Source organism: Cyanobium sp. CH-040 (genome assembly GCF_024346135.1).
GTDB lineage: Bacteria > Cyanobacteriota > Cyanobacteriia > PCC-6307 > Cyanobiaceae > NIES-981.
In genome coordinates this window covers 142566-165376 of the sequence record NZ_JAGQCJ010000001.1, presented here as the reverse complement: position 1 = coordinate 165376, position 22811 = coordinate 142566, and the positions used below count along the sequence as shown (strand labels likewise).

Genomic DNA, 22811 nt, shown 5'->3' with positions numbered 1-22811 from the left:
TTGCGGGGCGCTTTTTCATGCCCGCCGGCGCTCAGGTGTGGGGCAGGGCACGACGCGCCTCCCCCAGCAGGCCCCGGCCGATGCGGCGCAGGGCCCGACGGCCCAGCCCCCGGAAGGGGATCTCGCCGCCGAGCAGGCGCACCGCCACCGCGGTGGAGGCGGGCCGGCTGATGCCATAGCGGTAGGTGAGGCCGGGCAATCCGTAGAAGATCCGTGCCAGGCGCCGGGCCGCCTCGAAATCGGAGGCCAGCTCGTCATGCACCCGGGCGGTGTGGCTGCAGGGGTCCCCCGCCAGCAACGCCTCAGCAGCCAGCCGGCCGCTGCGGATGGCGTGGAACAGGCCATCGCCGAACAGGGGGTTGATCAGCCCGGCCGCATCCCCCACCAGCAGCACCCGCCCGTCGGGGCTGTGCAGCGGCTCGGGGCCATCCCAGAAAGGCAGCGGATGGGCATGGGCCCGCAGCCCGGCCAGCCGGGACGGGTCCACCCCAAGGGCGGCGGCGTAGGCCTCGATCGCGGCCCGGATCCGCTGCCGCGCCCCCGGATCCCGGCGCACGTCGCGGTGGCGGGCATGGAACACACCGGCGCCGATGTTGAGGTGGTCGGCCTTGGGGAACACCCAGGCATAGCCCCGGCGCAGCACGCCGTAGTCGAGGTGGAGACGATCCGGCCGCAGCAGTGGATCGGCCGGATCCCAGCGGTGGGGCACCTCCAGCTCGATCGCCAGCGCCACCCGGGGCGAACTGCGCAGACCCACGCTGGCGGCGACGCCGCCGGCTGCCCCGTCGGCGCCGATCACATGGCGCGCCCGCAGGGTGGCGGGGGCCGCGCCCCGGTCCGCCGCCATCCCCCTGTCCACCCGCAGCTCCACCCCGGCGGCCGTGGGCTGCAGAGCCTTGAAGGCATGACTCTCCAGCAGCGTGGCCCCGGCCGCCACGGCACGCTGCACCAGGGCCTGATCGAAGCGCGGGCGCTGCACCATCCACAGCGCGCGCGACCGTGCGGCCGGAGTGCCGGGCGGATCGATGGGGGCCTCGACGGCCTCCCGGAAACACCAGCTGTGCCGCATGCAGCGCACGCGGGTGTCGATCACCGCCTCCGGCACCAGACCCAGGAGCTCGCGCTGCACGGGCACGGGCATGCCGCCACCGCAGGGCTTGTGGCGCGGCAGCCGGCGCTTCTCCAGCAAGGCCACTCGCAGGCCGCCGCGGGCGGCGGTGGCGGCCGCCACGGCGCCGGCCGGACCGGCGCCCACCACCACCAGGTCGTAGTCCGCCACGGGCCGCAGTCAGGCCAGCAGAGGCTCGAGCCGCTGGATCAGGGGCAGCCGCTGAGCCGGATCGCCCACCAGCTGGATCTCACCGGAGGCGGGCCACCAGTTCAGCTTCAGGTTGCTCACCCCGTCATCGATCACCGCCATCTCGAAGGCGCCCTTGTGTTCCCAGTGGCAGGCGATGCCGAGGCCGCGGAGGATGGCATCCAGCTCGTCCCTTGAGCCCTGGAACTGCACCATGCGCCTGCGGGTTGCTCCACCTTAGGGCCGGCGCACCGGCAGCCGGACCACGCTCAGCCCTCGATCAGCTGCTGCAGCGCGGCGGCCACATCGCTCTGGCGCATCAGCGCCTCACCCACCAGCACGGCGTCGGCGCCGGCGTCGAGGGCACGGTCCAGGTCTTCGCGGCTGAACAGCCCCGACTCGCTCACCAGCAGGCAGCCCCTGGAGCGCAGCGCCGCGCCGAAGCGCTCCATCAGCCCCTCGGTGGTGGCCAGATCGGTGTGGAAGGTGGTGAGATCGCGGTTGTTGATGCCGATCAGCTGCACCCCGTCGAGGGCCAGCACCCGCTCCATCTCGGCGGCGTCGTGCACCTCCACCAGGGGGGTGAGGCCGAGGCCGCGGGCCGCCTTGAGCAGATAGGCCAGGTCGGCGTCGCTGAGGATGGCGGCAATCAGCAGGGCCGCGTCAGCCCCGGCCGCCCGCGCCTGGTAGAGCTGATAGGGCGTGAGGATGAAGTCCTTGCAGAGCAGGGGCAGATCCACCACCTGGCGCACCTGCACCAGCACCTCGAAGCCCCCCTGGAAGAAGGCCTTGTCGGTGAGCACCGACAGGCAGCTGGCGCCGCCGGCGGCGTAGTCCCGGGCAATGGCCTCGGGGTCGAAATCGGCGCGGATCACCCCCTTGCTGGGGCTGGCCTTCTTCACCTCCGCGATCACCGCGGGCTTGCGGCAGCTGGCGCGCAGGGCGGCGATGAAGTCGCGGGTGGGCGGCAGCTCGGCCACCTGGCTGCGCAGCTGCTCGAGGCTCACCCGCTCGCGGGCGCTGGCCACCTCGCGGTCCTTCTCCCAGACGATCTTCTCGAGGATGGAGCGGGGTTCCGCCTCCGCGTGGGGGATCGCATATTCGAGGTGGGCCACCTTCACCGAGGGATTGGGGGGCCGGCGGCGGATCTCCAACGGTGCAGGGCAGGGGGACCCGATCGTAGGCGCGGCGGGCCACAGCCACTTGCGCTAGGCAACAGCCTGTGCACTAGGCAACAGCCATGGCCGCCTGCTTGTAGGCCACTTCCACCACCTCGCTGAGGGTGGGGTGGGTGTGCACCTCGCTGGCCAGCTGCACAACGCTCTGGCGGCGGGCCACGGCGTTGGCGATCTCCTGGATCAGGTCGGCGGCGTGCAGGCCGTAGATGTGGGCGCCGAGCACCTCGCCGCTGGCCTTGTTGAACAGCAGCTTCATCAGGCCGTCGCTCTCCAACTCGGCCAGAGCCTTGGAGTTGGCCTTGAAGTAGCTGCGCACAGCGCCCAGCTCAAAGCCTTCCTTCTCCGCCAGGGCCTTGGCATCGGCCTCACTCAGGCCCACCGAGCTGATCTCGGGGTGGGTGAAGGTGGCCGCGGGAATCGAGCGGTAGTCGATGCGGCGGGCGTGACCCAGGATGTTGTCGATCGCCACCGTGCCCTGGGCGGCGGCGGTGTGGGCCAGCATCATCTTGCCGGTCACATCGCCCACGGCCCAGAGGTGGGGCACGGGCTCACCGCCCACCAGCACCCGCATGTGGTCGTCCACGGGGATGAAGCCCCGCTCGGTCTCCACACCCAGGGCCGCCAGGTTGAGCTCGGCGCTGCTCGGCACCCGGCCGGTGGCCACCAGCACCGCATCCACCTCCAGGGTCTCCACCAGCTCCTTGGTCTGCATGTCGGCCAGCTCGATCGTCACCGGGCAGCCGGGGGTCACCTTGCGGGCCAGCAGGCCGGCACGGGCATCGATGTCGCGGCCGTCGATCAGGTTGCGGGCGGCGATCTTGGCGATGTCGGGATCGAAGGTGGGCATCACCCGATCGAGGGCCTCGATCATGGTCACCTCACAGCCCAGGGCGGTGTACACATCGGCGAATTCCAGGCCGATGTAGCCGCTGCCGATGATCGCCAGCCAGCGGGGCAGCCACTCCAGGCTCACCGCCTCGTCGCTGGTGAACACGGTGCGGCCGTCGGTCTCGATGCCGCGCGGCACGAACGGCTCCGAGCCCGTGGCGAGGATCACGTCGCGGGCCGAATAGGTGCGCTCCACGCCGCTGCCGCTCTCGCGCACCGTCACCTGCTGGTGGCCTGCCAGGCGCCCCTTGCCGCGCAGGATCGTGGCGCCGGCCCGCTCCAGGGTCTTGGTGAGGTTGGTGCGGATCGTGGCCACCAGCTGGTTGGCGTGGTCGGCGATCTTCTGGCGCTCGAAGCGCACCGGCGCGGCGTGGATGCCGAAGCCGGCCAGGTGCTCGGCGTCAGCCAGCTCCCGCACCCGGCCACTGGCGGCCAGCAGGGCCTTCGACGGCACGCAGCCGCGATTCACGCAGGTGCCGCCCATGTCGCGCGATTCCACGATCGCCACGCTGAGCCCGTGCTCCGCCGCGTGCTTGGCCGCATCGAAGCCGCCGTAGCCGGCCCCGATCACGATCACGTCGAAATCAAAGGCGCCTGGAGAACCGGAAGAGATGGAGGGGGCTGCGCTCACCGGGGCCACTGTTCAGCTGGCCGGCATTCTCTCCCCTGCGGGGTTGGGCGTCAGCCGCCGGCCTGCTGACGCAGGCGCTCCAGCAGCAGGGGCGCCGCCGCCACGGCCACGTTGAGCGACTCCACCGCGGCGTCATGGGGGATGGTCACCAGGTGCGTGGCCAGCGCCAGCAGCTCCGGGGCCAGCCCTGCCCCCTCGCTGCCGAGCAGCAGCACCGTGGGACAGCACCAGTCCAGGCTCCAGTAGGGCGGAGCGCCGCTGTGGGGGGGCTGGGCGGCCACGAGCTGCACCCCGCCGGCGGTGGTCAGCGAGCGCAGATGGGCGGTCAGCGCCGGGCGACTGACCCGTTGCAGACGCAGAGCCAGAGCGGCGCCGGCCGATGCACGCAGCACCTTCGGCTGGAGAGGATCGGCCCCGTCGGCCAGCCACAGGGCCTCCACCCCGGCGGCCAGGGCGGTGCGCATCAGCGTGCCGAGGTTGCCGGGATCCTGCACCGTGTCGAGCGCAAGCACCAGGCCCGATGGCAGCCCCAGGCCTGAGTCCGGCTGAGCGGGCTGCGGCGCCGCCAGGGTGAGCACCACCCCGTCGGGATGGCGGGTGGTGGCCAGGGCTTCGAGCACCTCCCGCGTCACCGGCTGGGGCCGGCAGTCCGCAGGCAACCGCCGCAGCAGCTCGGCATGGCCCGCCATCCAGTCCTCGCTGGCCAGCAGGTGGAGGGGCGTGAGCCCCAGGCGCAGCACCTCCTGCAGCAGGTGGGTGCCCTCCAGCAGCAGCAGTCCCTGCTCCCGGCGGCCCCTGGCCTCGCGCAGCTCCCGCAACCGCCGCACCAGCGGATTGCGGCGGCTGGTGATCTGCTCCGCCCTGGCGGTCATCGCTCGATCAGGCTCCGGGCCGGGGCCGATAGACCCCGCTGGATGTCGTGGACGAGGGGGGACGGTTATGCACTTAGTGGCAAAGCTATGCCGTGCCTGGCAAGACTATGGATTGAAATGAGCCGTCCTGGGACAGAAGTGCGGATGGGGAGACTTGAACTCCCACGACATTGCTGCCACTAGTACCTGAAACTAGCGCGTCTACCAATTCCGCCACATCCGCGTGGCTGTCGCCTCAGGCGACCTGCAAAGGGTAGGACATCGCCGGCCCGCCCTCCGCTGACCGCCTGCAGGCTGCGGCGCCCCGGCCAGTTCCCCCGGCGGCCGTCTAGACGGATTGGACGTTTGTTGGCATCATGCGGCGACATTGCGACGTGGGGCAGTCCATACCGTGAGCCAGAGCGCCGTCCCCACCGTTGTGCCCCCATCCACCCAGCCTGTCGCCGCCCAGCCTGCCGACGTCCTCACCAGCGCCCAGTCCGCAGCCGCTGCGGGCGACTCTCCTGTGACCAACGATCGCCCCTTTCTGCGCATCTCAGGCGGTCACAGCCTGAGCGGCGAACTGCGCGTGAGCGGCGCCAAGAATTCGGCCCTCGTGCTGATGGCCGCCTGCCTGCTCACCCGCGACCCGATCCGTCTGCGCAACGTGCCGGCCCTCACCGACATCGCCGGCATGGGTGAGATGCTGTTCAGCCTGGGCGGGCGCGTGGAGCGCAAGGGCGATGCGCTCGAACTCGACGGCTCCGGCATCCACTCCTCCGCCGCCCCCTACGAACTGGTCAACAGCCTCAGGGCCAGCTTCTTCTGCATCGGCCCCCTGCTGGCGCGCATGGGCACGGCGCGGGTGCCGATGCCCGGCGGCTGCAAGATCGGCAGCCGCCCGGTCGAGGAGCATGTGAAGGGGCTGAAGGCCCTCGGCGCCCATGTGAGCATCGAGCACGGTGTGGTCACGGCCTCGATCCCCGGTCCCACCCGGCGCCTCCAGGGTGCACGGATCGTGCTCGACTGCCCGAGCGTAGGTGCCACCGAGACCCTGATGATGGCCGCGGCCCTCGCCGACGGCGAGACCGTGATCGAGAACGCCGCCCTTGAACCTGAGGTGGTGGATCTGGCCGATCTGCTCACCGCCATGGGTGCCCGGGTCCGCGGGGCCGGCACCCCGACGATCTTCATCGACGGCGTCGATCGCCTGCACGGTGCCGACTACGCCGTGATTCCCGACCGCATCGAGGCCGGCACCTTCCTGCTCGCCGCCGCCATCACCCGCTCCAGGCTGCGGGTCGCTCCGGTGATTCCCACCCATCTCTGCGCCGTGCTCAGCAAGCTCGAGCAGGCCGGCTGCCGGATCGAGACCGACGGCGACGGCATCATCCTCTCCGCCGAGCACCTCACCGCCGTCGACCTGCGCACCCAGCCGTTCCCCGGTTTCCCCACCGATCTGCAGGCGCCGTTCATGAGTCTGCTGGCCACCGCCGAGGGCACCAGCATGGTCACCGAGTCGATCTTCGAGAACCGCCTGCAGCATGTGGCCGAGCTGCAGCGCATGGGCGCCTCGATCCGCAGCCAGGGCAACACCGCCGTCATCGAGGGCGTCGCCCGCCTGAGCGGAGCGCCGGTGCAGGGCACCGACCTGCGCGCCTCGGCCGCGATGGTGCTGGCCGGCCTGGCGGCCCAGGGGATCACCGAGGTGTTCGGGCTTGAGTATCTCGATCGCGGTTACGCCGACTTCGAAGCCAAGCTGAACGCCGTGGGTGCATCGATCACCCGCCTGCCGGCTAGTGCCAGGTCCGGCCACGGCGTCCTGCCCACCTAAGCTCCCAGCACTGGGAGCGTGCCGGAATTGGTAGACGGACTCGACTCAAAATCGAGCGCCTTCGGGCATGTGGGTTCAAGTCCCACCGCTCCTATCGCCACCACGGCCCCAGGCCCCCCGGAGTCCGGCGAAGAGCCTTGCCAACCCGTCCATCCGGTGATGGACACCTACGCCCGCTTCCCGGTGGCACTCACCCGGGGCAAGGGGGTGTGGGTGTGGGACACGAACGGTGACCGCTACCTCGACTGCGTCGCCGGGATCGCCGTGTGCACCCTCGGACACAGCGACCGGCGCCTGCGCAAGGTCCTCAGCCGCCAGCTGGGGCGCCTGCAGCACGTCTCCAACCTCTACCGGATTCCCGAGCAGGAGCAGCTGGCGGCGGCGATCACCGCGCACAGCTGCTTCGACCGGGTGTTCTTCTGCAATTCCGGCGCCGAGGCCAACGAGGCCGCCATCAAGCTGGCCCGCAAGCACGCCGGCCTCGTGCGGGGCATCAGCGGCGCCGATGGCCGGCCGCCCCTGATCCTCACGGCCCAGGCCAGCTTCCACGGCCGCACCCTGGCGGCGGTCACCGCCACCGGTCAGCCCCGCTACCACCAGGGTTTCGAGCCGATGGTGCAGGGCTTCCGCTACTTCCCCTACAACGACACCGCCGCCTTCGAGGCGCTGCTGGCCGAATGCGAGGCCGAGGGGCCCCGGGTTGCGGCCGTGCTGGTGGAACCGCTGCAGGGCGAGGGCGGCGTGAACCCCGGGGACCGGGGCTTCTTCCAGCGCCTGCGTGAGCTCTGCGATCAGCACCGCATCCTGCTGATCTTCGATGAGGTGCAGATCGGCGTGGGCCGCAGCGGCCGCCTCTGGGGCTACGAGCAGCTGGGGGTGGAGCCCGACGCCTTCACCCTGGCCAAGGGCCTGGGCGGAGGCATCCCCATCGGCGCCCTGGCCGTGAAACAGGCCGTGGACCATTTCCGCCCCGGCGACCACGCCAGCACCTTCGGCGGCAACCCCTTCGCCTGCCGGGCCGGGCTCACGGTGCTGGCGGAGATCGAGAGACGCGATCTGCTCGTCCACGTGCAGCGGATGGGCGAGGAGCTCGAGGCACTCCTCGCTGGCCTGGTGACCCGTCACCCCCTGCTGCTGGCCGGCCAGCGGGGCTGGGGCCTGCTGCGGGGACTGGTGCTGAGTGCGGAGGCCCCCAGCGCCCCGGAGGTGGTGAAGGCCGCCCTGGCCGAGCGGCTGCTGCTGGTGCCGGCCGGCGCCAGCGTGGTGCGCTTCGTGCCGCCGCTCACCATCAAGCCCAAGCACCTGCGTCTGGCGGTGGAGCGCCTGGAGCGGGCCCTGCTCAGCCTTGCCTGAGGGAGCCCACCTGGGGCCCGCCGATCCCTTCGCGGACCTGATCGAGCCCTTCAGCCATCGCGGCGTGGATCTGGGATTGGAGCGGCTGCGGGCCGCCCTGGCGGAACTGGGCCATCCGGAGCGGCGCTTCGCGGCCGTGCAGGTGGCGGGCACCAACGGCAAGGGCTCGATCTGCACCCTGGTGCACGAGGCCCTGCTGGCCGCCGGCATCCGGGCCGGGCTCTACACCTCGCCCCATCTGGTGAGCTGGACCGAGCGCATCCGGCTGGGGCGCGACCCGATCGCCGCCGCCGAGCTGCGGCGGCACCTGCTGACCGCCGGGCCAGCGGCCCGCCGTCACCGACTGACGCCCTTCGAGCTGGTGACGGCGGCGGCCTTCCTGGCCTTCGCCGACAGCGGCCAGGAGCTGGTGGTGCTGGAGGTGGGGCTGGGCGGACGGTTGGATGCCACCAGCTGCCATCCCGGCCGGGAGGTGGTGGGCTTCGGGGCGATCGACCTGGATCACGCCGAGGTGCTGGGGCCGGACGTGGCCGCGATCGCGACCGAGAAGGCGGGCATCCTGCAGACCGGAGCCGTGGCCATCAGCGCGGCCCAGCAGCCCCAGGCGGAAGCCGTGCTGCGCGCCCGGGCCGCAGCCGTGGGGGCCGACCTGCGCTGGCAGCCGCCGCTGGACCGCCGGCGCTGGCCCCTCGGGCTGCACGGGGCGGTGCAGGCCCACAACGGCGCCGTGGCCCTGGGCATGCTGCGGGCCCTGGCCGAACGGGGCTGGTCGATCAGCGACGCCGCCATCGCCCGCGGCTTCGCCGCCGCCCGCTGGCCCGGCCGGCTGGAGCGACGGCGCTGGCGGGGGATTCCCCTGCTCCTCGACGGCGCCCACAACCCCGCCTCGGCCCGTGCCCTGCGCCGAGAGCTGGATGCCGACCCCGCGCGCCACGGGCTGCCGCCGGGGCCGCGGCGGTGGGTGCTGGGGATGCTGGCCAGCAAGGAGGGGCCGCAGATTCTGGAGGCCCTGCTGGGCCCCGGCGACCGGGCCTGGATCGTGCCGGTGCCGGGGCACGCCAGCTGGACGCTGGCGCAGCTGAACGAAACCCTGCGCGCCGGGCCTGCAGCCCCCCTGGCCGAGCAGCTGCAGGCGGCACCGGATGCCGCCGGCGCCATCCACGCGGCCGCCGGCGAGGGGGCCATGGCCGGACCCACCCATGGTCCGGTGATCGTTGCCGGCTCGCTCTACCTGATCGGCCAGCTGCTGGCCACCGCGGAGCCGGGGGGGTCAGAGTGAGAACAGCCCCCCGGACGCCTGGCGATGGACCGATCCAGCCCTCCCGCTGCCCCATCCCCGGTCCCGCCGGCAGCCGCCGCCTGGCGCTGGGCGGCCGCCTGGCTGCAGCGGAGACTGCTGCCCATGCTGGTGATGCTGGGGCTGCTGCTGGCGCCCGCCCCGGCACAGGCCGAGTTCTCCGGGGTGGATTACACCCTCACCAACCAGAACGAGGCTGATTTTCACGGCCAGAACCTGGCCAACACCTCCTTCGCCGGGGCCTCCGGACGCCACGCGAACTTCGCCGGCGCCAACCTGCACGGGGCGATCCTCACCCAGGCCGCCTTCCCCGAGGCCGACTTCAGCGGCGCCGACCTCAGCGACGTGCTGATGGACAAGGTGGACTTCTCCGGCGCCGACTTCTCCGGCGCGGTGCTCACCGGCGTGATCGCCTCGGGCAGCAACTTCAGCGGCGCCACGGTGGCCGGCGCCGACTTCAGCGAGGCGCTGATCGACCGGGCCGATCAGCTGCAGCTCTGCCGGGAGGCCGAGGGCACCAACCCCCACACCGGCGCCGACACCCGCCTCAGCCTGGGCTGCCGCTGAACCGGGCGCCGCCTTCAGATGGTGTCCGGATCAGCGGCAGCCCAGCCGCGCAGCTTGCCGGGGTTGAGAAGGCCGGCGGGGTCGTAGGCCGCCTTGGCGGCCACCTGATCGGCATCCACCACCCCCAGCCCGCCATCCTCCACGGTGAGCACGTGGGGGTTGAACAGCACCGCCCCCAGAGACCGGGCCTGGTCCATCAGCTCCTGCAGGCGCTCCTCCCCCTGCCAGCGCAGCAGCGGCAGGGCCGCCAGCCGGGGCGCTCCCTGCTGGCGCACCGCTTCCAGGTGCCAGAGCAGATCGTCGCCCCAGCGCCGGCGCAGGGCCGCCAGGCAGGGGTCCGGGGGATCGGGCAGCAGCAGCTGCAGGTAGGTCCAGCCGCTCACCTGGGCCCGCCAGTGCAGGGTGGTGTGGTTCCAGCACAGCTCCCGCAGCGGCAGGCCGCGGCTGGCGCCCTGGGGGGCCTGCCACACCAGCGCGCCGCCGCGCGCCGCCAGCCAGCCGGGCAGGGGCTCGAGGGCGTCAGGGGCCGCCAGCAGCAGCAGGCGGTGCTCCCCGTCGGCCGCCGCCGGGCAGCCGGCCGGCCAGGGGGAGCGCGCCGCGATCGCAGCCTCCAGCAGCGTGAGGCCATTGAGCAGGAAGGCCGTGGCCGGCAGGGCGCGGGCCGCCTCCAGGGCCTGCTCCCAGCGCGCGAAGCCCACCACCAGCTGCTCCCACGCCACCGCCTCGGTGGTGGGCAGCCGCAGGGCGGTGAGGATGCCGTTGGTGCCGTACGCATGGTTGAGCGGGGCGCTGGCGGCCGCATCCAGGCGCAGCAGCCGCGGCTCCGGTTCCACCGTCACCACCTCCAGCCCCAGCAGGTTGCCGGGATCGCGCAGGAAGCCCCAGCGCAGCGAGCCGATGCCACCCGAGCCGCCGGCGATGAAGCCGCCGATGGTGGCGCTGCGCCAGGTGCTGGGCAGCAGCCGCAGGGCACGGCCATGGGGGGCCAGCTGCTGGTCGATGGCGGCCATCACGGCGCCGGCCTCCACCTCGATCACGCCGCTGGCGGGCTCCAGATGACGCAGCCGGTTGAGGCCGGTGACATCCAGCACCACCCCGCCGGCCAGGGGCACGCACTGGCCGTAGTTGCCGGTGCCGGCACCGCGCACGGTGAGGGGAACAGCGTGGCGGGCACAGGCCCCGGCCACCAGACGCACCTGCTCCACGCCGGTGGCCAGCACCGCCAGCTGGGCCCGCTTGCCGGCGAAGCGCTGCACCAGCACCGGCGAGTAGTCGTGGTAATCACGCGAGAGGCGCTCCAGCTCGCCGGCCTCGGCCGCCGTCACCAGCTGCAGCGCAGGGTCCTGCCGCCGCAGATCCTGCGCCAGCGCGTCGATCAGGGCATCGCTGGCAGCGGGTTCCATGGCGGCGGTGGAGGTTCAGCCCATGCTGGCGGCCGGCAGCAGAGCCGCGGGCTGCTGCAGGGCCGGGGGGGGCAGAGCGCGACCGGCGCGCAGCACCAGGCGCTGGGGGGTGCGGGCCAGCAGCTCGGGCCAGCTGCCCGCGTCCAGCAGCACCAGATCGGCAGGGCCGCCCTCACGCACCACCCCATCCCACTCCAGCCCCAGCAGCCGCGCCGGAGCGGTGCTGAACGGCGTCAGGCCCTGGCGCGTGGCCGGCCAGAGGTGGCTGGTGAGCGGGGAGAGCCGCAGCAGCTCGATCGGGTCGAAGTCGCCGCCCGGATACCAGGGATCCTGCACGTTGTCACCGCCCACCGCCACCAGCACCCCGGCCCGCTGCAGGCTGCGGATCGGCGCCTGCAGCCGCAGCCAGGGCGTGCGCTCCGGCCGTCGGCCCAGCAGCCAGAGGTTGGTGAGCGGCAGGGCCACCACGGCGATGCCGGCCGCCGCCAGGCGCTCCGCCAGCCGCTCCTGCCGCCGCGGCCCCAGCAGGGCGAGGCTGGCGGCATGGCTGCAGGTGATCGGCACGCCGCTGCGCAGGTCGCTGGCCACCGCGCTCACCAGATCCACCCCCCGGCCGGGCTGGTCCTCAGCCTCATCGACGTGCAGATCCACTCCGGTGCCCAGCCGCTCGGCGAGCCCCAGCAGCGTGGCCAGGGCATCGCGGTCGGAGCGCAGGTGCCCGTAGGGCGGGCCCAGCACGCCCCCGAGCCAGCCGCCGTGATCGGCCACCCAGCGGGCCAGAGCCTCCCCCTCGGGGCTGCTCCAGTGGGCCAGGGGCACCAGCGCCACCAGCTGCAGGTGCACCCGGTCGGCCCAGCGCCGGCGCAGCTCCAGCAGCGCCTCCCAGCTGGGACGGGCCGCCGCGCCACCGCTGTCGATGTGGCTGCGGATGGCGCGCACACCATGGCGCCAGGCCCGATCCAGGGCCCGCTCGCCCCGCGCCAGCACCTGCTCGTAGGTGCGCTGCCCGTCCTCACAGCGGTTGGCCGCCAGGGCGCCGGCGATGGTGCCCTCCGGGTTGGGGAAGGCGGCGGCGGTGAAGCACTTGTCCAGGTGGGCGTGGGGCTCCACCAGGGGAGTGAGGGCCAGGGGCAGCGCCGGCGCGTCCCCGGTCCGGGAGCCAGCCTCCAGGGGCCTCAGGGCCGTGATCCGGCCCTGGCGCTGTTCCAGCTCCAGCGCCACCAGACCATCGCCGTGGCCCACGGGCAGGCCCGTGAGCCGAGGATCCACCAGGGCCCTGGGCAGACGCAGGCGCAGCCGGGCGGGAGCGGCGGTCATGCCCCCTCGTCGTCGACACTGGCGTGAAGCACCAGGAAGCGGCCCGCCACCCCGAGCACCGTGGCGCGGAAACGGGGCACCTGCCACACCAGCACCTGCTGACCGCCCACATCGGTGCGGTACAGACTGCACACACCGAGGTTCCAGCGGCGGGTCTGGCGGCTCACCAGGGCGCCGATGGCCACGTTCTGGGCCTGCACCAGCTCGGCGCAGTTGGGCAGCGCCAGCCGCACCAGCGGCGGCAGCACATCGCCCTCGCACACCTCGCGCTCGATCACATCCACCAGATGGGCGGCGGCGAAGCGCTCGAACGCCGCCTGCTTCGGATTGCTGAGGGCCAGCCCGGCCGCCGCCACGGCCGTGAGCACCAGTCCCCCCAGCCAGGACCCTCGGACCGCGGAACGCAAGCGGAAGCGACTGCCGGACGCATTGGTACATTGGCACCGACCACGGCGGGCGTCGCCAAGTGGTTAAGGCAGCGGCTTGTGGCGCCGCCATTCGGGGGTTCGAATCCCCTCGCTCGCCCTTGAAGCCCCCCCGGCCGCAAAGCCAGGGGTGGCATCTGTCTTCCAGCACCAGCCCTGAAGTCAGAACAGGCCCTCAGGATTCGTGACTCCTCGGATTCGTGGCTCCTCCTGCTGCGCTCCCAGCAGCTGGAACTGCTGAACCGGAGTGGATCAGGCTCGGCTCAGGCCAGACAAAGTTCAGACGTGCCTGACAGAGACAGGCAACCGCAATCGCGGCCAGCCATGGCAGCAAGCAGCCTGTCAGCGTCCCGGCTGGGCGTCGCAGAGGGCTTGAGACCCAAGTTCGCGGACCCCACCCCAAGACGCCTGAAACGCTTTGTGTCGCCGTTGAGACGGGTCCGGGCTTTCGACTGGGCGGAGGATCCAACATCGATACGGTTATTGAGCCCATCGTCCTTGACGAACTTGTCATAGCCCCCAATACCCAGATCCTCGTCAATCTTCAGCAGATAACCCCTCGAAGATCCCTTTTGGATATTGCCACTGACAATATTGTCATCAGCAAAGTCTCCATTATCAATACTACTGCCAAACGGGAAACCGTCATCCTCGCCGCAGAAGGATGGAGGCCTTGACTCACGCGAGCCAAGCCAGATCGCATAGCGATACTCAAATTGACGGCCATTGATCGGATTTCCTTCCCAAAAGCTACGCAGACTATCGAGATTAAAGGTATTCGATCTGATGCGGTTCTCCGTGGGCTTTTGATGCCTGACCATGCCTCTCTCGCCGCAATTGCGATACACATAAACTCCACCCCAGGGAAGACGGGAAAATGTGTTACCAGAAATCACATTCCGGCGCGAGCCATCAACCGCGATCACCTCCCGATCAAGGTCCAGCCTGAAGCGGTTACCGGTGATCCTGTTGTTAGCACTTTCGGCATCGAGATAAACGCCAACGCTTCGACTGCTGCCTCTCAGCGTTGAATTGCGAACGGTGACTCCTGTTGCTCCTGGTCCAACGATCACTGGGATCTTGCGGTTGGCATTGAGGGTCAGCCCGGAAAAGGTGATATTGGTTGGAGCCGCCTCCTGCATCCTCTCGGTGTGGCCAAGGCTGAAGGAAGATTCCTTCACCGGAGCGGAGGAACTGCTGCCTGCACCAAGGACGCGGATCGAGCCATTCAGCTTCCAGTTCTTGAACACGAAATTCTGAGGTCGCTTCCATTCACCGTTTCGGAACTGCGACTGGATCACCAGCTGAGTTGGGCGACCTTCGTTGAACCAGCCGCCCTTGCCGTCCAGCACAGTGTTCGTGGCCGTTTTCCAGTTAAGAACAACAACTTGCTGTTTCTCAGCCATGCCTGATCCTTGGCGGCGCCGTTGAATCCTAGAGAAGGGGAACAGGCCTGACTGCTCAGGCGCTCGAGAGCCTGTTGCTGTTGCTGCTGCTGCTGCTGCTGAGCGTTCAGCCTGTTGTGATCCAGGTAGCCAACCGTTGCTTCAGCGACGCAGCGCATCGAGAAGCGTGCAAGCGCCACCACGCACCGCATCGACACAGAACAGACCTGTTTCCGCCGTTACCGCGGTGCAGGCCTGATCCGCAGCCCCGGCATCGAGGTGGGCGGTGTTCAGCGCCACGGCCCGCACCTTCGGCCGCAGACCATCCGGACGGCCGAGGGCCGCCAGGGCCTCCGCCGCGGCGATCAGCTCTGCCAGGGGTGGGATCGGCAGCTGCGGCAGCCCCTTGAGGTGCCGCTGACCGGCCCGGTGCACCAGCAGCAGGTCGGTGGGCTGGCTGCCGCGCAGCAGCGGCAGGGTGGCGCTGGAGCCGGGATGGGCCAGGGATCCCTGCCCCTCCACCAGCAGCAGGCCGCCGGAACCGAGATCCGCGCCGGCCTCGAGCACCGCCGCCTCCACCGCACCGGCCGCGTAGTCGACCCGCACGGCATCGAGCGCCACACCGGCGCCGCTGATCAGGATGCCGGCCTGGCCGGTGCCCACGAAGCGGGCCGGCAGCCCCTGCCGGCGGGCAGCCGCCTCCAGCTCCAGACAGGCGCTCATCTTGCCCACGGCCATGTCGCTGCCCAGCGCCAGCAGCCGCCGGCAGGGCAGCTCCGCCGCCCGGCCACTGGCCACCGCCAGCCCGGGCGGCTCCCGGCGCAGATCCCAGATCCAGGCCGGATCGCGCCGCAGCGGCGCCAGCTCGGGGTCGTCGCCGATGCGGCTGTGCAGGCCACTGGCCACGCTCAGGCCGGCCGCCAGCGCAGCCGCCAGATCGGCCCGCACCTCCGGCGCCAGCCGGCCGCCCGAGGGGGCCAGGCCCACCACCGCCACCTCGGGCTCGAAGGGCAGAGCCGCCGCCAGCGAGCCCACCACCGGCACCGGCCGGTCGATGCCGCTCACCTCCAGCAACGGCCGGCCGGCGTGGGCCGGATCCACCACGGCCACGATCGGACCGGAGCGGTAGCGCAGCATCGCCAGGCCGGTCTTGCCGGAGAGGTCGGCCAGGCCGCCGTGCTGCAGCAGCACCACCCGCTGATCGGCCCTCAGCATGGCTCCCCCAGGCGCTCCCGCAGCGCCATCCCCAGCCCGGGAGCACTCGCTGGCATCACGATGTCGCCACGCAGCTCCAGACCGACGAAGGGATCGTCCACCAGGTTGAGGTGGCTGTCCAGATCGGGCCAGCGCACCAGCGGCAGCAGCTGGGCGGCGGCGCCGTTGAGCAGGCTGGCGTCCGAGTAGCAGCCCAGCATCACCCCGAGCCCCAGCCGCCGGGCCGTGCGGGCCATCAGCAGCGCCTCCGCCAGCCCGCCGCTCTTGAGCAGCTTGATGTTGACCCCATCCACATGGGGGGCCAGGCGCAGCAGGTCGGGCAGATCCCAGCAGCTCTCATCGGCCACCAGCGGCATGGGGCAGTGGGGCCTGAGGGCGGCGAAGCCGGCGGCATCGCGCTCGGGCTCGGCCAGGGGGGGCAGCGGCTGCTCCAGCAGCACCACCCCGGCCCGCTGCAGGGGCTCCAGCATGAACCGGGCGGCCGGCAGATCCCAGCCGCCGTTGGCATCCACCTGCAGCTCGCAGGGGCCGCCCGTGGCCTGGCGGCGCCGTTCGATGGCCCCGGCCACGACCTCCAGCAGCCGGCGGTCGTGGTCGAGGCCGTCGGGGCTGCCCAGCTTGAGCTTGATGCGGCTGGCGGGCAGCTGGGCCCACCAGCGCTCCAGCCGCGCCAGGACAGCCGCGGGCGGCGCCAGCCCCAGGGTGACGCTGGTGGCGGCGCAGGCGCCTGGATCCAGGCTCCAGAGCCGGTGCAGCGGCTGCCCCAGCCGCCGGCCCCACCAGTCGTGCAGGGCCAGATCGAGGCCGCAGCGCGCCGGTGGCGAGAGCTCCGCCAGCAGGGGGTCCAGCACCTGCAGCGGTTCGGGAGACAGACCCTCCAGCCGCGGGGCGATCGCCTCCAGCTCCACCGCGATCGCCTCGGTGTCATGGCGGCGGTGGCCGGTGTCGAACCCCCCGGTCTCCCCCAGGCCGGTGACGCCGTCGTGCTCCAGTTCCACCAGCAGGTGCTCCACCGCCGTGGTGGTGCCGCGGCTGATCGCCAGGGGCACGGCCTTGGTGAGCGGGAAACGGTGCAGACGGCAGCGCATCGGCTGAGGCAGCTGGGGTGGCGGCTGGGGTGGCGGCTGGGGTGGCGGCTGGGGTGGCGGCTGGGGTGGCGGCTGGGGTGGCGGCTGGGGTGGCGGCTGGGGTGGCGGCTGGGGCCCAAACCTGGCACGGCGGACGCTGCAGCCCGGCCCGGTGTAGCGATTGCCACAGAAGATACGCCGGTCCGGGGAGTGTGATCCTGGGGTATAGAGCGCGCTGCGATGCCAGACCCCGGGAGAACCGCTGATGCGATTCAGAGGATTCTGGATGATCTGCACGCCAAGTACCGCGACTTCGACGACGGCAAGCCCGCTGATTACATCCCCGAGCTGAGCAAGGCCAACCCGAAGGATTTCGGCATCGTCATCGCCACCACCGACGGTCGCATCTACGAGATCGGAGAGACCAGAAAGGAATTCACCATCCAGTCGATCTCCAAGCCCTTCACCTACGCCCTGGCGCTCAAGCTCCACTCCGACGCCTACATGGAGGCGAAAGTGGGTGTGGAGCCCTCCGGCGATGCCTTCAACGCCATCAGCCTGCATCCGCAGACCGGCATTCCCCGCAACCCGATGATCAACGCCGGGGCAATCGCCACCACCGCCCAGGTGATGGCCTTCGATCCGGAGCGCGCGGAAACACTGCTGCTGGATTTCTATTCCGACATGGCGGGCCGCCGGCTCGACGTCAACGAGTCGGTGTTCCGCTCCGAACGGGATACGGGCCACCGCAACCGGGCCATCGGCCATCTGCTGCGCAACTTCGACATCATCAACACCAACCCCGAACCGGGCCTGCAGCTCTACTTCCGCCAGTGCGCCGTGTCGGTCACCTGCCAGGACCTGGGGGTGATGGCCGCCACCCTGGCCTGCCAGGGGCGCAATCCCGTCACCGGCACCGAGGTGCTCGATCCCGACATCACCACCAACGTGCTGGCGGTGATGGGCAGCTGCGGCATGTACGACTACACCGGTCAGTGGCTCTACAACGTCGGCATGCCCGCCAAGAGCGGGGTGGGCGGTGGGGTGATGGCGGTGGTGCCCGGCCGTCTGGGGCTGGCGGTGTACTCCCCGCCCCTTGACAGCTACGGCAACTCCAGCCGTGGCATCGCCGTGTGCGAGGAGATCTCCGAGCGTCTGCAGCTGCATCTGTTCAACCAGCCCTCCCGCGCCGGCACCACGATCCGCTCGGCCACCACCGCCCAGCGGCGCCGCTCAAGACGCTGGCGCAGCGAGCAGGAGAGCCAGCAGCTGGATCGCCATGGCGACCGCATCCATGTGCTCCAGGCCCAGGGGGTGCTCGATTTCGCCGCCGCGGAGGAACTGCTGGCGGAGATGCAGAGCAAGGCGAGTGCGGGCGCGATCCTGGTGATCGATCTGCAGCAGGTGCTGGCCCTGCCCCGGGTGGACGCCGAACTGCTGCGGGAGGAGATCGACGACCTCGCCAAGCTGGACGTGCCCTGCCTGCTCTGCCGCGGTGAACACCTGCGGGAGTTCTGGCCCCAGGGCGAGGGCCAGCTGGCCAAGGAGGGCCAGTACTTCGGAAGCCTGGACCGGGGCCTGGAGGCGGCCGAGGACATGCTCCTGGAGGCCCTGCTGCGGGAGGCGGGCGAGCAGCCGCCCCAGACCTGCACCGTGGGTCTGCTCGAACTGCTGCCACCGCAGACGCGCAGCCAGCTGGAGCCGCTGCTGGAGCGGCGCAGCTTCGCGCAGGGAGAACTGGTGTGCCGGCAGGGCGATGCCGGAGACGAGGTGTTCCTGATCGAATCGGGGCTGTTCAGCGCCGTGCTCGGCCCGCCGGTGGCGGAGAAGCCCCTGCGCTTCGCCACCTTCAGTCCCAGCGTGTCCTTCGGCGAGATGGCCTTTCTCACCCGTTCCCCGCGCACGGCCGATGTGGTTGCCGACGAGCCGGGCAGCTGTCTGGTGCTCACCCGCAGCACCTTCGACCGGCTGGAGCGGGAGCAGCCCCAGGTGGTGATCGACCTGCTGCTGGCGCTGCACCAGGATCTGGCCCGCAAGCTGGGGCGCACCAATCAGCAGCTGCTGCTGCTCGAGCAGGGCTGAACGGCAGCTGCGGGTGGCGATCCACCACACTGGACGTCCATGACCGCCACCCTCTCCTCAGCACCGGGCGCAGCTCCGGTTCCGGCTCCTGAGCCCCAGGCCCGCCCCTCCCAGGCGGGCGTGGGCCGCGGCAGCTACTGGATCACCACCTTCGGCTGCCAGATGAACAAGGCGGATTCCGAGCGCATGGCCGGGATCCTCGAAGCGATGGGCTATCGGGCCGGCACCGACGAACACAGCGCCGATCTGGTGCTCTACAACACCTGCACGATCCGCGACAACGCCGAGCAGAAGGTGTACAGCTATCTGGGCCGCCAGGCCCGGCGCAAGCGCGCGAACCCCCACCTCACCCTGGTGGTGGCCGGCTGCGTGGCCCAGCAGGAGGGCGAATCGCTGCTGCGCCGGGTGCCCGAGCTGGATCTGGTGATGGGGCCCCAGCACGCCAACCGGCTCGACACCCTGCTGGCCCAGGTGGAGCAGGGCCAGCAGGTGGTGGCCACAGGCGAGCACCACATCCTCGAAGACATCACCACCGCCCGCCGCGACAGCCAGGTGTGCGCCTGGGTGAACGTGATCTACGGCTGCAACGAGCGCTGCACCTACTGCGTGGTGCCTTCGGTGCGCGGCAGGGAGCAGTCGCGCCTGCCCGAGGCGATCAAGCTCGAAATGGAGGGGCTGGCCGCCCGGGGCTTCAGGGAGATCACCCTGCTGGGCCAGAACATCGACGCCTACGGCCGCGACCTGCCCGGCATCACGCCCGAAGGCCGCCGCCAGCACACCCTCACCGACCTGCTGCACCATGTGCACGACGTGGAAGGCATCGAGCGGATCCGCTTCGCCACCAGCCACCCCCGCTATTTCACCGAGCGGCTGATCGATGCCTGCGCCGATCTGCCCAAGGTGTGCGAGCACTTCCACATCCCCTTCCAGAGCGGCGACGACGCCGTGCTCAAGGCGATGGCCCGCGGCTACACGGTGGATCGCTACCGCCGCATCATCGAGCGCATCCGCGAGCGCATACCCGATGCCGCGATCAGCGCCGATGTGATCGTGGCCTTCCCCGGCGAAAGCGACGCCCAGTACCGCCGCACCCTCGATCTGATCGAGGAGATCGGCTTCGATCAGGTGAACACCGCCGCCTACTCGCCGCGGCCCAACACCCCCGCCGCCACCTGGCCGGACCAGCTCAGCGAGGAGGTGAAGGTGGAGCGCCTGCGGGAGCTCAACGCCCTGGTGGAGAAGAAAGCCAGGGAGCGCAGCGCCCGCTACGCCGGCCGGGTGGAGCAGATCCTGGTGGAGGGAACCAATCCCAAGGATCCCAACCAGGTGATGGGCCGCACCCGCACCAACCGGCTCACCTTCTTCCCCGGCCAGCGGCCCGATGGCACCGCCATCCAGCCCGGCGAGCTGATGAACGTGCGGATCGAGGAGGTGCGCGCCTTCTCCCTGAGCGGCACACTGGCCTGAGTTCAGCCCGGCGCGGCGGCGGCAAGCCTCCGCCACCCCCGTGGCTGCGTCCCTCAGTCCGCCGATGCCTGCAGCCGCCAGTTCCGCTCCAGCCGATCCCGCCCCACCCCGGCTGCAGCCGGTGTGCGTCGGCCTGATCTTCGGGGGGGCATCCGGCGAGCACCCGGTCTCGATCCGCTCGGCCGCCACCGTGCGCCGCGCCCTCAGCAGCGGCGCCAACCTGGAGCGCTACACGCTGCGCTGCTTCTACATCGATCCGGCGGGCCGCTGGTGGGGAGCGGATCTGGCCGAGGCGGTGCTGCAGCAGGGCACGCCGGCCTCCGCCGAGCAGCTGGCGGCGGCCGCCGCCCGGGCCGGCTCCTCCCTCGGCGCGGGCGGCTTCCGCGGCTTCCCCGACGGCGCCGGGACCGTCGACGTGTGGTTCCCGGTGCTGCACGGTCCCAACGGCGAGGACGGCACCATCCAGGGCCTGTTCACGCTGATGCAGGTGCCGTTCGTGGGCTCGGGGGTGCTGGGCTCGGCGGTGGGCATGGACAAGCAGGCCATGAAGGCCGCCTTCGCCGCCGCCGGTCTGCCCCAGGTGCCCTACGCCTGCGTCCAGGCCAGCGAGCTGGACGCCGAACAGGGTTCTGAGCCGGCCGGGCTGCTCGACCGCCTGGAGCGGCAGCTCGGCTTTCCCTGCTTCATCAAGCCCGCAAACCTGGGCTCCTCGGTGGGGATCAGCAAGGCCACCGACCGTGCCGGGCTGCTGGCGGGACTGCGCGCCGCCGCCGCCCTCGATCCCCGCATCGTCGTGGAGCAGGGGGTGACGGCCCGGGAGCTGGAGTGCGCAGTCAAGGGCGGCGGCCGTGCCCCGCTGCAGGCCTCGGTGCTGGGCGAGATCCGCTTCGACGCCGACTGGTACGACTACGACACCAAGTACAGCGAGGGCAGGAGCCACACCGTGATCCCCGCCGTGGTGCCGGAGGCGGTGGCCGAGCGGGCCCGGGCCATGGCCATCCAGGCCTGCGAGGCGGTGAACGCCCAGGGGCTGGCCCGGGTGGATTTCTTCTACGACGAGGCCGGCGGCCAGCTCTGGCTGAACGAGATCAACACCCTGCCGGGCTTCACCAGCCAGAGCATGTATCCGATGCTCTGGCAGGCCAGTGGTGTTGCACTCGATGCGCTCGTGCACGAACTGGTGCGGGCGGCGGGAGAATGCCGCCACACCCTGCTCGCGGGAGATCTGGGGCGATGAGTCGCGGACTGCTGTGGCTGCCGCTGCTGCTGGTGTTCGTGCTGCTCACGGCCCTGGGCTGGCTGGAGCGCCGACGGCAGCAGCTGTTCCGGGAGTGGGCGGAAGGCTCCGAGCTGGCGAAGCTGGACGGCTGCGGAGCCGCGCGCCTGGTGGACGGGGTGCTGAGCTGGAGCCGCTTCGAGGCCGGCCGGCTGCAGCTGGAGGACAGCTTCGTGATCAAGCAGCTGGAGCTGGTGGAACTGCTCGCCCTGCGCTCGGGCGAGGCGCCCCTCACCGAGGAGGCGCAGGGCGCCTGCCGTCTGCGGCTGGTGGGCGGGGGTGAGCAGAAGGATCTGCCCTTCGCCGACGCCGAGCGCGCCCGGCGCTGGATGGGGGAGCTGATGGCCCGCTCCCGTTGCGAGCTGTGAGCCAGGCCCGCCCCCTGCCACCGGGCGTGGAGCGACGGCGCCAGCTGCGCCTGCAGCGGCGCAACGAGCGTCTGCGCAATGGCTGGCGGATGCTGGTGCTGCTGGGCCTGAGCGCCGGCCTGGGCACCCTGCTGCTGCGTTATGGCTGGAGCCTCACCAGTGCCGAGCAGGTGGAGGTGGTGGGCAGCAGCCATGTGGGGCGGGAGCAGGTGATCAGCGCCGCCGAGCTGCGTTTTCCCCAGCCCCTGCTCAGCCTCGAACCCCAGCAGCTAGCCGCCGCCCTGAAGCAGGAGCTGCCGGTGGAAGACGTGCGGGTGAGCCGCTGGATCGCCCCTCCCAGGCTGCGGGTGACCCTGGTGGATCGCCAGCCCGTGGCCCGGGCGCAGCGGCGGGGGCCGCAGGGCATGGAGCGGGGTTACGTGGACCGCCACGGGCACTGGATGAGCGCCCGGCAGGGGCAGACCCTGGCCAACCCCGCCAGCTCCCAGCTGGAGGTGCTGGGCTGGCAGGAGCGCCACCGGAGCGCTCTGCGGATGGTGATGGAGCACAGCGACGCCCTCAGGGCCGATCTGCGCCAGATCCGCTTCGAGCCCGACGGCAGCCTGTGGGTGCAGAGCACCCGACTGGGCAACGTGCGCCTCGGCCCCCGTGATGAGCGGCTGGAGCGCCGCCTCACGGTGCTGGAGCACCTCACGGCTTCGCTGCCCGCCCAGCTGCAGGGGCGCCGGCTCCAGGCCATCGACCTCAGTGAACCGGAACAGCCGGAGCTGACCGTGGCGGCCCCGGCACCGACCCAGGCGGCAACAGCCAGCGCCCGGCCCTGAGCCCCATCGGGCCCGCACGTGTGCGCAAACGAGCAGCGGGGACCCAGAAGCCGGGGGATTGTGTGAAACTTCCCTGATTCAGCCGC

At 71.3% G+C, this 22811-nt stretch carries 20 protein-coding genes and 3 tRNA genes; 11 read left to right on the top strand and 12 right to left on the bottom strand.

Going from position 1 to position 22811, the window contains the following annotated elements:
- Positions 1 to 31: 31 nt before the first annotated feature.
- The 6 genes from KBY90_RS00940 to KBY90_RS00915 all read right to left on the bottom strand — a co-directional run bounded on the left by KBY90_RS00940 (position 32) and on the right by KBY90_RS00915 (position 5089).
- Positions 32 to 1279, bottom strand: a complete 1248-nt coding sequence (locus KBY90_RS00940; RefSeq protein WP_254966519.1) for a geranylgeranyl reductase family protein — start codon at positions 1277 to 1279, stop codon at positions 32 to 34.
- Positions 1280 to 1288: 9 nt separating this feature from the next.
- Complete coding sequence (locus KBY90_RS00935) at positions 1289 to 1513, bottom strand: hypothetical protein (protein WP_254966518.1); 225 nt, start codon at positions 1511 to 1513, stop codon at positions 1289 to 1291.
- Between the two features lie 53 nt (positions 1514 to 1566).
- Entirely contained in the window at positions 1567 to 2451 is an 885-nt protein-coding gene (gene trpC / locus KBY90_RS00930) for an indole-3-glycerol phosphate synthase TrpC (protein WP_254966517.1), read from the bottom strand.
- A 73-nt stretch (positions 2452 to 2524) separates the two neighbouring features.
- On the bottom strand, positions 2525 to 3994 hold the full coding sequence (gene lpdA / locus KBY90_RS00925) for a dihydrolipoyl dehydrogenase (RefSeq protein ID WP_254966516.1): 1470 nt from the start codon (positions 3992 to 3994) through the stop codon (positions 2525 to 2527).
- Positions 3995 to 4044: 50 nt separating this feature from the next.
- Complete coding sequence (locus KBY90_RS00920; RefSeq protein WP_254966514.1) at positions 4045 to 4866, bottom strand: RNA methyltransferase; 822 nt, start codon at positions 4864 to 4866, stop codon at positions 4045 to 4047.
- Positions 4867 to 5005: 139 nt separating this feature from the next.
- A tRNA-Leu gene (locus tag KBY90_RS00915) sits at positions 5006 to 5089 on the bottom strand.
- Positions 5090 to 5371: 282 nt separating this feature from the next.
- Between KBY90_RS00915 and murA the strand changes: the two genes are divergently transcribed.
- From murA to KBY90_RS00890, 5 genes are all read left to right on the top strand, one after another.
- Complete coding sequence (gene murA / locus KBY90_RS00910; RefSeq protein WP_254966908.1) at positions 5372 to 6679, top strand: UDP-N-acetylglucosamine 1-carboxyvinyltransferase; 1308 nt, start codon at positions 5372 to 5374, stop codon at positions 6677 to 6679.
- Positions 6680 to 6691: 12 nt separating this feature from the next.
- Positions 6692 to 6773 (top strand) — tRNA-Leu (locus KBY90_RS00905).
- A 65-nt stretch (positions 6774 to 6838) separates the two neighbouring features.
- Positions 6839 to 8032, top strand: coding sequence for an aspartate aminotransferase family protein (locus tag KBY90_RS00900; protein WP_254966513.1), 1194 nt, complete (start codon positions 6839 to 6841; stop codon positions 8030 to 8032).
- A complete protein-coding gene (locus tag KBY90_RS00895; protein WP_254966512.1) occupies positions 8025 to 9311 on the top strand; it encodes a folylpolyglutamate synthase/dihydrofolate synthase family protein in 1287 nt (428 codons plus the stop codon). The genes KBY90_RS00900 and KBY90_RS00895 overlap by 8 nt, the downstream gene beginning before the upstream one ends.
- Before the next feature lie 123 nt (positions 9312 to 9434).
- Positions 9435 to 9896: a pentapeptide repeat-containing protein gene (locus tag KBY90_RS00890; RefSeq protein ID WP_254966907.1), complete on the top strand. Its 462-nt coding sequence runs from the start codon at positions 9435 to 9437 to the stop codon at positions 9894 to 9896.
- Positions 9897 to 9910: 14 nt separating this feature from the next.
- Here the strand turns inward: KBY90_RS00890 and KBY90_RS00885 are convergent, their stop codons facing one another.
- The 3 genes from KBY90_RS00885 to KBY90_RS00875 are packed head-to-tail and all read right to left on the bottom strand — an operon-like array spanning position 9911 to position 13023.
- Positions 9911 to 11299, bottom strand: a complete 1389-nt coding sequence (locus KBY90_RS00885) for an FAD-binding oxidoreductase (protein ID WP_254966511.1) — start codon at positions 11297 to 11299, stop codon at positions 9911 to 9913.
- 15 nt (positions 11300 to 11314) lie between these two features.
- Positions 11315 to 12616 (bottom strand): amidohydrolase family protein, encoded by a 1302-nt coding sequence (locus tag KBY90_RS00880; protein WP_254966510.1) that lies wholly within the window; start codon positions 12614 to 12616, stop codon positions 11315 to 11317.
- Positions 12613 to 13023, bottom strand: a complete 411-nt coding sequence (locus KBY90_RS00875) for a DUF4359 domain-containing protein (protein WP_254966509.1) — start codon at positions 13021 to 13023, stop codon at positions 12613 to 12615. Before KBY90_RS00875 ends, KBY90_RS00880 begins: the two co-directional genes overlap by 4 nt.
- Before the next feature lie 45 nt (positions 13024 to 13068).
- Between KBY90_RS00875 and KBY90_RS00870 the strand changes: the two genes are divergently transcribed.
- A tRNA-His gene (locus KBY90_RS00870) sits at positions 13069 to 13141 on the top strand.
- 163 nt (positions 13142 to 13304) lie between these two features.
- On the opposite strand, the gene KBY90_RS00865 is transcribed toward KBY90_RS00870, so the two are convergent.
- From KBY90_RS00865 to KBY90_RS00855, 3 genes are all read right to left on the bottom strand, one after another.
- On the bottom strand, positions 13305 to 14447 hold the full coding sequence (locus KBY90_RS00865; protein ID WP_254966508.1) for a right-handed parallel beta-helix repeat-containing protein: 1143 nt from the start codon (positions 14445 to 14447) through the stop codon (positions 13305 to 13307).
- A gap of 141 nt (positions 14448 to 14588) precedes the next feature.
- Positions 14589 to 15641: a DUF1611 domain-containing protein gene (locus tag KBY90_RS00860; RefSeq protein WP_254966507.1), complete on the bottom strand. Its 1053-nt coding sequence runs from the start codon at positions 15639 to 15641 to the stop codon at positions 14589 to 14591.
- Positions 15635 to 16729, bottom strand: coding sequence for a dipeptide epimerase (locus KBY90_RS00855; RefSeq protein ID WP_254966906.1), 1095 nt, complete (start codon positions 16727 to 16729; stop codon positions 15635 to 15637). Before KBY90_RS00855 ends, KBY90_RS00860 begins: the two co-directional genes overlap by 7 nt.
- 219 nt (positions 16730 to 16948) lie before the next feature.
- Between KBY90_RS00855 and glsA the strand changes: the two genes are divergently transcribed.
- The 5 genes from glsA (at position 16949) to KBY90_RS00830 (ending at position 22725) form a co-directional block, all read left to right on the top strand.
- On the top strand, positions 16949 to 18790 hold the full coding sequence (glsA, locus tag KBY90_RS00850; RefSeq protein WP_254966506.1) for a glutaminase A: 1842 nt from the start codon (positions 16949 to 16951) through the stop codon (positions 18788 to 18790).
- Positions 18791 to 18829: 39 nt separating this feature from the next.
- Positions 18830 to 20257, top strand: a complete 1428-nt coding sequence (gene miaB, locus KBY90_RS00845) for a tRNA (N6-isopentenyl adenosine(37)-C2)-methylthiotransferase MiaB (RefSeq protein WP_254966505.1) — start codon at positions 18830 to 18832, stop codon at positions 20255 to 20257.
- Between the two features lie 64 nt (positions 20258 to 20321).
- Entirely contained in the window at positions 20322 to 21494 is a 1173-nt protein-coding gene (locus tag KBY90_RS00840) for a D-alanine--D-alanine ligase family protein (protein ID WP_254966504.1), read from the top strand.
- Positions 21491 to 21901, top strand: a complete 411-nt coding sequence (locus tag KBY90_RS00835) for a hypothetical protein (RefSeq protein WP_254966503.1) — start codon at positions 21491 to 21493, stop codon at positions 21899 to 21901. The genes KBY90_RS00840 and KBY90_RS00835 overlap by 4 nt, the downstream gene beginning before the upstream one ends.
- Complete coding sequence (locus KBY90_RS00830) at positions 21898 to 22725, top strand: FtsQ-type POTRA domain-containing protein (RefSeq protein ID WP_254966905.1); 828 nt, start codon at positions 21898 to 21900, stop codon at positions 22723 to 22725. The genes KBY90_RS00835 and KBY90_RS00830 overlap by 4 nt, the downstream gene beginning before the upstream one ends.
- The last annotated feature ends 86 nt before the right edge of the window (positions 22726 to 22811 follow it).

What these genes read in the sequence shown, in the direction of transcription:
- KBY90_RS00935 (WP_254966518.1), bottom strand. Translation starts at nt 1,513, where the DNA reads ATGGTGCAGTTCCAGGGCTCAAGGGACGAGCTGGATGCCATCCTCCGC.
- KBY90_RS00920 (WP_254966514.1), bottom strand. Translation starts at nt 4,866, where the DNA reads ATGACCGCCAGGGCGGAGCAGATCACCAGCCGCCGCAATCCGCTGGTG.
- KBY90_RS00900 (WP_254966513.1), top strand. Translation starts at nt 6,839, where the DNA reads ATGGACACCTACGCCCGCTTCCCGGTGGCACTCACCCGGGGCAAGGGG.
- KBY90_RS00890 (WP_254966907.1), top strand. Translation starts at nt 9,435, where the DNA reads ATGCTGGTGATGCTGGGGCTGCTGCTGGCGCCCGCCCCGGCACAGGCC.
- KBY90_RS00885 (WP_254966511.1), bottom strand. Translation starts at nt 11,299, where the DNA reads ATGGAACCCGCTGCCAGCGATGCCCTGATCGACGCGCTGGCGCAGGAT.
- KBY90_RS00880 (WP_254966510.1), bottom strand. Translation starts at nt 12,616, where the DNA reads ATGACCGCCGCTCCCGCCCGGCTGCGCCTGCGTCTGCCCAGGGCCCTG.
- KBY90_RS00865 (WP_254966508.1), bottom strand. Translation starts at nt 14,447, where the DNA reads ATGGCTGAGAAACAGCAAGTTGTTGTTCTTAACTGGAAAACGGCCACG.
- KBY90_RS00860 (WP_254966507.1), bottom strand. Translation starts at nt 15,641, where the DNA reads ATGCTGAGGGCCGATCAGCGGGTGGTGCTGCTGCAGCACGGCGGCCTG.
- KBY90_RS00855 (WP_254966906.1), bottom strand. Translation starts at nt 16,729, where the DNA reads ATGCGCTGCCGTCTGCACCGTTTCCCGCTCACCAAGGCCGTGCCCCTG.
- glsA (WP_254966506.1), top strand. Translation starts at nt 16,949, where the DNA reads ATGCCAGACCCCGGGAGAACCGCTGATGCGATTCAGAGGATTCTGGAT.
- miaB (WP_254966505.1), top strand. Translation starts at nt 18,830, where the DNA reads ATGACCGCCACCCTCTCCTCAGCACCGGGCGCAGCTCCGGTTCCGGCT.
- KBY90_RS00840 (WP_254966504.1), top strand. Translation starts at nt 20,322, where the DNA reads ATGCCTGCAGCCGCCAGTTCCGCTCCAGCCGATCCCGCCCCACCCCGG.
- KBY90_RS00835 (WP_254966503.1), top strand. Translation starts at nt 21,491, where the DNA reads ATGAGTCGCGGACTGCTGTGGCTGCCGCTGCTGCTGGTGTTCGTGCTG.